The following is a 6,699-nucleotide window of genomic DNA, read 5'->3' on the forward strand; positions in this document are numbered from 1 at the left end:
GTTTTGATTGACAAAAGCATTCTGGCATTTCCTATGAAAGCGTGGTTTGTACATCTAACTTCTACTGTACAGAGTTCTACCTTATCTTACAGAGTTGTCTATCAATTAATCAACTTAAGACTAGCTCTCTGGAAGTTGGGACAGAACTCTAAAACTTTGGGATGTAGTTACAGGGATTTGTCTGCGTACTTTTGAAGGACATAAGGGTTCTATAAGTTCATTGCATTTGGGTATGGATAGTCGTTTCGCTCTCTCTGGGAGTTGGGACAAGACGCTCAAGTTCTGGGATGTAGCTACAGGGCTTTGTCTGCGTACTTTTGAAGGACATGCGGATGGTGTAAACTCAATTACTCTGAATGCCGATAATTGTTTTGCCCTTTCTGGGAGTGCAGATAGCACTATGAAGCTGTGGAATGTGCAAACAGGGTATTGTCTACGTACTTTTGAAGGACATACAGATGGTGTAACTTCAGTATGTTTAAGTGCTGATAGTCGTTTCGCCCTCTCTGGAAGTGCAGATGGCACCATGAAACTGTGGAAAGTAGACACAGGAAGTTGTTTGCATTCTTTTCTTAGAGGGTCTGAAAAATTGCTATGTTTAAGTCCAGACTGGCGATTTGCTCTCTCCAGCAAATGGATTTATGGTCAAAAGCTCGATAACTATGTTGCAAGGCTGTTGGTTTTAGATTGGGAATTGGAAAATCAACCTGTTGTTAACTGGGATGAAGGCGCACGACCCTACTTAGAAAATTTCTTAACGCTACACACACCTTACATTACTACATTACCAGAAGATCGTGATCCCTCAGATAAAGAAATTACCCTAGCACTTACCCGGCGTGGTATCCCTACTTGGACCGAAGAAGACTTCCAAAATCTACTTTATACTCTAGGCAGTGCAGGTTACGGTTGGCTGCGTCCGGAAGGAGTGCGCCAGCAATTACAAAAAGAATTAGCACAGGATAAACTCCTAGATGAGCAAGTAGTAAAGTATTATACCAAATTCATTGAGGCAAATCCGAACAGCGCCTCAGCTTTTCAGTATAGAGCGCTTTATTATTATTATTTAGGTGAATATGAGCAAGCTCTAAATGACTGCAACTGTTCTATCGAGCTAGAACCAAGCTTTATTGATGCTTACGAAACTATATACTTGGTTCATACTGAATTAAAGAATCATCTGCAAGCTTTTGAAATTAATTCTCATATAGTAAAGATGAAGCTAAATCAAGCTTATTCTTATGCAGAAGAAGGTTCAGCATATATACTACTAGGCGAAAGTCAGCAAGCTTTTGAATACTTTCGGAAAGCATGTGAACTATATCAAGTTTGTGGTGATATAGAAAATTACCAAACAGTGATGGATATACTTAGAACGTTTCAGCCCAAGCAATAGGCAAGCAATTTAAAAGATATAAAAATAATAGAATGTTACCTAAAATTACTCTTATTATCACCAAAGGTAGTCTCAAAGATCAAGAATTTATCTTCGATTGTCGCACCACCTGCATTCTCGGACGCTCCCCCGATTGCAATCCCAAACTACCTGATGATGAGGCACATCGCATCATCTCCCGCTACCACTGCTTGCTAGATATTAATCCCCCCAACATCCGTGTGCGCGATTTCGGCAGTAGAAACGGCACTTTCGTCAACGGGACAAAAATTGGACAACGCGAACCAGAACAAACCCCAGAAGAAGGGGCACAATTAACATTTCCAGAATACGATTTGAAAACAAATGATGAAATTCAACTGGGTGACACGGTGTTTCGAGTCAGCATTGAAGGAACTAACCAGATTCCGCCAACTGAACCTTCATTTGATATAGATATGGGGAAAATGGAACCTGATGAGCAAGTACAACAACTCATACAGCAAGCAAACTCCTGCAACCCAGATTTGTCAATTCAAGGCTACAGCATACTCCGTAAACTGGGGAAAGGTGGATGTGGCGAAGTATATCTTGCGCGTCACAATGAAACGGGAGAAGAGGTAGCACTCAAAGTAATGTTACCTGCTGTTGCCAGTGAACCTGAAATGGTAGAAAGGTTTCTCCGGGAAATTGATAATACCCAAGCTTTAAAGCATCCCAACATTATTAAGCTGCGAAATTCCGGTTACTACAGCGGTACTTTTTTCTTCACTATGGAGTATTGCAACGGCGGCAATGTTTTTGATTTGATGCAGCGGAGGGGCGGGAGATTATCTGTTGATGAAGCTATGTCAATTATTATGCAGGTCTTGGATGGATTGGAATACGCTCACCAAGCCGAAATCCCTTATGTTAAACTTGCCGACGGTAGCTTTGATAAAGGGCGAGGTTTGGTACACCGTGACCTGAAGCCTAGTAATATTTTTATTGCTAATACTAATGGAAATTTCACTATTAAAATTGCCGATTACGGTTTAGCCAAAGCATTTGACCAAGCTGGTTTAAGCGGTCAAACTATGAGCGGCACTAAGGCAGGTACACCAGTATTTATGCCCAGGCAGCAGGTAATTAATTTTAAATATGCCAAGCCAGAGGTCGATATTTGGGCTACAGTCGCCTGTTTATACTACATGTTAACAGGGGCTTATCCCCGTAACTTTGTTGGCGACCCATTTTTAGCAGTTTTGCAAACTAACGCAGTACCCATACGCGAACGTGATGGTTCGATTCCAAAAAAATTAGCTGAATTAATTGACCAAGCTTTGGTTGATAAACCAGAAATTTGCTTTAAAAATGCTGCTAGTTTTAAGCAGGCTTTGTTGAGTTTAAGATAAGTTACTAGAGGCTATCACCTTCAATGCACCCGGAACAAGGCGATACTCCCAAAGTGACTGCCGCGCATCCGATAATAAAGCATTGTCAATGCTAACTCCCTAACTTTGGGGATATGCTTTTCTCTGTTACTGGCATATCAATCAGCACGTTAAGCGATCGCACTTAACACTGATGGAAACCACCGCAATTGCTGAATAGTTTTATTACTGCCCTTTGCCTCTTGCAAAACAACTTTTCCATACTGCTTACCCAACTCAGTTGGTAAATATAAAGGTTGACCATTCTTTTTGGCATCGAGGTTCGGATTTCTAATTTGCATCCCCCGACTGATCAAAATATCGTTCATTACTTTTGCATTACCCTGGTTGGTATTATTTGAACTCAATCTATTACCACCACGTTTCATATACAACTTGGCAAGGTTAGTAACAGTTATTAACTCATCTTCAACTGGCATTGGTAGCAGTTGTTTCACCGCTTCCATCTGATTTTTAAACTGCGGATAAGCTTTACCAATTTCGTTAGCAATCAAACCTTGAACGAGATTTGGCTCAACTGTTCCCATGCAAAATACAGGTGATATTGCTTCGGAAATATCCCTCACACTCGGTTGCTGTAAACTTGTATATTCCCTTAGCTCTTGCCAACCCTTAATTTGCTGCATCCAAGTACGAATTCCCACAGCAGCAAAGGCTTTGTACGCCAATTTAGCCTGTTCAGTACAATGCCTACCAGCGTCAAAAGCAAAGTATTCCAAAATTGTGGAAACTGCAATATCAGGAATGCCAATGCCCGACCAATCGTTCAGGTTCGCACCATTAAACCCTTGCTCCATAAGCTTTATAGCCAATTCAGAAGGCTCCAGGTTCGCACTGTTAAAAGCCTTTCTCAAAGCCATATCACTGACACCTGCGAGTCTTGCTGTAGCTCGGATGCTAGCTTTTCCATGACCTTGAATATCGATTTCAATTTCTTGCTGTATGCGATCGCTCACATTCTCAAGTAAAAGCTTTGACATAGCTCTCAATGCTCCTTATAAATATCAGAAGAAATGGTTAAGCATTAACTCTTAGTTTGTCCTGGTTGTATTAATTCAACAAACCGTAACGCAAAGCATGAACTGCTGCTTGGGTACGGTCTTCAGCACCGACTTTAATGATAATATTCCGAACATGAGCTTTCACAGTTCCCAGAGTGATATACAACTTTGTTGCAATTGATGCATTTCTATTCCCATCAACAATCAACTGCAATATCTCTAATTCCCTCTCAGTTAACAGTGATAATATCCCGCGCTAATTGACCGCGATCGCTTTTCATCCACCGCAAGTTTTCCACCTCCGCAACTGTCAGTAACTTCGGTTTTCCCGGTACATATCCCCCATCTAACCAAACGGGAACCGATAATCCAGCCAAAACACCAAATGCGATCGCAGTCACCAACAATCCCATCGCTGGTAACATTACCCCCAGACGACTTCGCTCTTTTGACTCGCAATGCTGAATTAATCGGTCAACCATCTTCCTAATTTCCACCTCCTGACCACTTACAGCAGTGCGTTTTGCTTTCTCCAAGTGGTCGTAAATCCCATACTAATATTCCTGATGAAATTTTTTCCCGAACATCTATTCCTAATTTGGAGTTGATTATTTCAACTATTCCTATTTCATCAATTAGTCCAGCTACTATTCCTAAATGATCTATATTTTGAATTTTTGTTTCTGAGGTTGCAGACAATTTTTCTCCCTCTAAAATATTTTTGATTTTTTTAATTGTCTCACTTTTTCAACTGGAAGCTTCTAAGTATTTTTATTTAGGTAACTCCGAGAATAATTATGTAGTTTTTTATGCTACTTTTGAAGTGCGGAATGTGGGTCATCTTGGTTAGTCATAAATGTCGAAGGAACACTTACTGGGATGGGATTTGAGAAAAACTTATACTTTGCCGCATCCCACAGCGATCGCAATCATTTTCACCCAGAAATGTTGCCGCAAGTCGCATCAACATTTCTGGGTGAATGTGTCTCTGACTGGTACGATAAACGACGTTTAGAGAAGGTTTTGAGAAATTTAGAATCCCAATTTGGTTTGACTTCCGCAATTTTGATTAGCTATCTCTTCTTCAGTTCCATCAATCCTTTCCAAATATTCTGGCTTCACCGTTGCTAAATTAGCTTTCCAGGTTTTCACACCACAGCTATGGGGATTTATTTGGTAAATAATACACCAACACCCAGAAAATGGTTTCAAATCGGGGTCAGTTGATAGCAGAATTCGACATACTTCCCCAATGTGATATGGATTAGGAAGAGGATTTTTATCCTTGATTTGCTGAACTATATCCGATTTATTTTGTTTCATACTGAGTATTTTTTGTACAGATTCTTGACCTTCTTCTTCCGCAACTTGGGCAAGCAGCAAAATATCCTTTCTCGTTAGTCCACTGTTACGAGCCAGTATAGAATGCTTGACCTCTTCGCCAAGGGATCGCGCTAAAGTATCGAGAGCATCAGTAAATCGAGCATCATTCTTGATAGTACGAACACTGACTTTCTACTGCTGTGCAAGCCTCTTTGGTGCATCTGACGTTATTAGATTTTCAGATTGCGGTAAATCTTCCCCGTCACTTTCTACCGAAGTGCAACTTTTGCACTTCGGAGAATTCTGCCTAAGATTATCTATGCGATCGCCCTTCAAATTAAGATAACGCTTACCCCGTAAGTAACTTGCAATTTACGTTTTTTATGTTGCGTCGTCCCAGTTGATGATTGACAATCCAACTTAGAGCTGCTTCCCTATCCGTAATGTCGATCTCGACGTAGAGAATTTTGGTACTACAGGCACTTGCGATCGCACTCGCTAAATTCTCCCCATAAGCATTCGCTAATTGTTCCAAAGACTGGACACCCAAAACAAAACAAGCACCGTTGCTTCTGTATTCGTTTATCCATTGGGGTAGTGCTTTCAGGTACAGTGACGGTAACTCATCGATAAATATTCCCAGTGGGTCTTTCCTTGGTGTTGATAAATTACTCACAGTTGTCATGTGGAGTGCAGCCGCAAGTAATGGTCCCACAACATCGCGTCTGGGGTCATCTAATTTGAAAATCAGGATTTGCTTTCCCGATAGTTTGGTGGGAATTGTGCTTTTACCAATGAAAGATGGGAGAAGCGATCGCTGCATGAATCCTGAAAATATCCCTACCGTGGTTGTATCAATCGAAGCTAGGACTTACGCATTGACAGATTTTCATAACTCAATATTGAGAGATTTTATGAAAAATTATCGGTTAATATCTTTGATTTTTGTACTTGACTATTGACGTAAAATTGATGTATGTAAATAGTCGTATTTTAAAATGTACACTCTTATGGCTTTGAATTAGTTTGGCTCTCTAGCCCCAAACGTATCTCTAGTTCTGCCATTCTTTCACGCAGTGCTTGATTTTCTTGCTCTAACCTCTCGATTTTTCGATCTGTCTCTAGTGGTTTGGGGCAAGAACGATCTGTTTTTTAGTCCAGAAGGTGCGAAAGCCTTTGAGGGGGATTTGAAAACGATCGAGGTACATTTACTCAACACCGGATACTTTGCCCTGTAGGAAGAAGGTGAGGCTATCAGCGATCGCATCCTCTGCTTTATTTCTGCTCACGTTACTGCATGAGAACCTGACTGCCCGTTTACTTTAGAAAAACACAACAATGAAAGTCATTTCTGTGAATGTTGGATTCCCCCGTGAAGTCCTCTGGAAAGGCAAACCCGTTTTAACTGGGATTTTCAAAAAGCCTGTTACAGAACGGGTGCGGGTGAGTTATCTGAATCTGGAGGGCGATCGCCAAGCCGATCTAACTGTACACGGAGGCGAAGAAAAGGCTGTTTATGCTTATCCACTGGAACATTACACCAAATTATCCGCGCCGAGGTAGCCCC

Annotated in this window: 8 protein-coding genes and 2 pseudogenes; 4 read left to right on the forward strand and 6 right to left on the reverse strand. The window is 41.1% G+C overall.

What is annotated here, in order from left to right:
- Positions 1-181 precede the first annotated feature (181 nt).
- Both OGM63_RS16750 and OGM63_RS16755 read left to right on the forward strand, forming a co-directional pair.
- Complete coding sequence (locus OGM63_RS16750) at positions 182-1,396, forward strand: WD40 repeat domain-containing protein (protein ID WP_263746740.1); 1,215 nt, start codon at positions 182-184, stop codon at positions 1,394-1,396.
- Positions 1,397-1,428: 32 nt separating this feature from the next.
- Positions 1,429-2,769: a protein kinase domain-containing protein gene (locus OGM63_RS16755; protein WP_263746730.1), complete on the forward strand. Its 1,341-nt coding sequence runs from the start codon at positions 1,429-1,431 to the stop codon at positions 2,767-2,769.
- A 149-nt stretch (positions 2,770-2,918) separates the two neighbouring features.
- Here the strand turns inward: OGM63_RS16755 and OGM63_RS16760 are convergent, their stop codons facing one another.
- The 4 genes and pseudogenes from OGM63_RS16760 to OGM63_RS16775 form a co-directional block, all read right to left on the reverse strand.
- The gene (locus tag OGM63_RS16760; protein ID WP_263746731.1) at positions 2,919-3,788 is read right to left on the reverse strand and encodes a hypothetical protein; all 870 of its coding nucleotides are present in this window, start codon (positions 3,786-3,788) and stop codon (positions 2,919-2,921) included.
- 70 nt (positions 3,789-3,858) lie between these two features.
- Positions 3,859-4,047 (reverse strand): annotated as a pseudogene (locus OGM63_RS16765) (LuxR C-terminal-related transcriptional regulator); the annotation flags it as partial.
- Positions 4,040-4,306 (reverse strand): DUF6753 family protein, encoded by a 267-nt coding sequence (locus OGM63_RS16770; protein ID WP_318528477.1) that lies wholly within the window; start codon positions 4,304-4,306, stop codon positions 4,040-4,042. The pseudogene OGM63_RS16765 and the gene OGM63_RS16770, both read right to left, overlap by 8 nt.
- 55 nt (positions 4,307-4,361) lie before the next feature.
- Positions 4,362-4,508: pseudogene (locus OGM63_RS16775) on the reverse strand (DUF4277 domain-containing protein); the annotation flags it as partial.
- Positions 4,509-4,688: 180 nt separating this feature from the next.
- Here OGM63_RS16775 and OGM63_RS29845 point away from each other — a divergent pair.
- On the forward strand, positions 4,689-4,940 hold the full coding sequence (locus tag OGM63_RS29845) for a relaxase/mobilization nuclease domain-containing protein (protein WP_375340494.1): 252 nt from the start codon (positions 4,689-4,691) through the stop codon (positions 4,938-4,940).
- Here the strand turns inward: OGM63_RS29845 and OGM63_RS16785 are convergent.
- Both OGM63_RS16785 and OGM63_RS16790 read right to left on the reverse strand, forming a co-directional pair.
- Entirely contained in the window at positions 4,842-5,192 is a 351-nt protein-coding gene (locus OGM63_RS16785) for a hypothetical protein (protein WP_263746734.1), read from the reverse strand. The two genes, OGM63_RS29845 and OGM63_RS16785, sit on opposite strands and share 99 nt — an antisense overlap.
- A gap of 289 nt (positions 5,193-5,481) precedes the next feature.
- Entirely contained in the window at positions 5,482-5,955 is a 474-nt protein-coding gene (locus OGM63_RS16790; RefSeq protein WP_263746735.1) for a type IV secretion system DNA-binding domain-containing protein, read from the reverse strand.
- Positions 5,956-6,470: 515 nt separating this feature from the next.
- On the opposite strand from OGM63_RS16790, the gene OGM63_RS16795 reads away from it, so the two are divergent.
- Positions 6,471-6,695, forward strand: coding sequence for an MOSC domain-containing protein (locus OGM63_RS16795; protein ID WP_263746738.1), 225 nt, complete (start codon positions 6,471-6,473; stop codon positions 6,693-6,695).
- Positions 6,696-6,699 lie beyond the last annotated feature (4 nt).

The sequence above is a fragment of the Plectonema radiosum NIES-515 genome, assembly GCF_025753815.1.
Lineage (GTDB): Bacteria > Cyanobacteriota > Cyanobacteriia > Cyanobacteriales > Nostocaceae > Hassallia > Hassallia radiosum_A.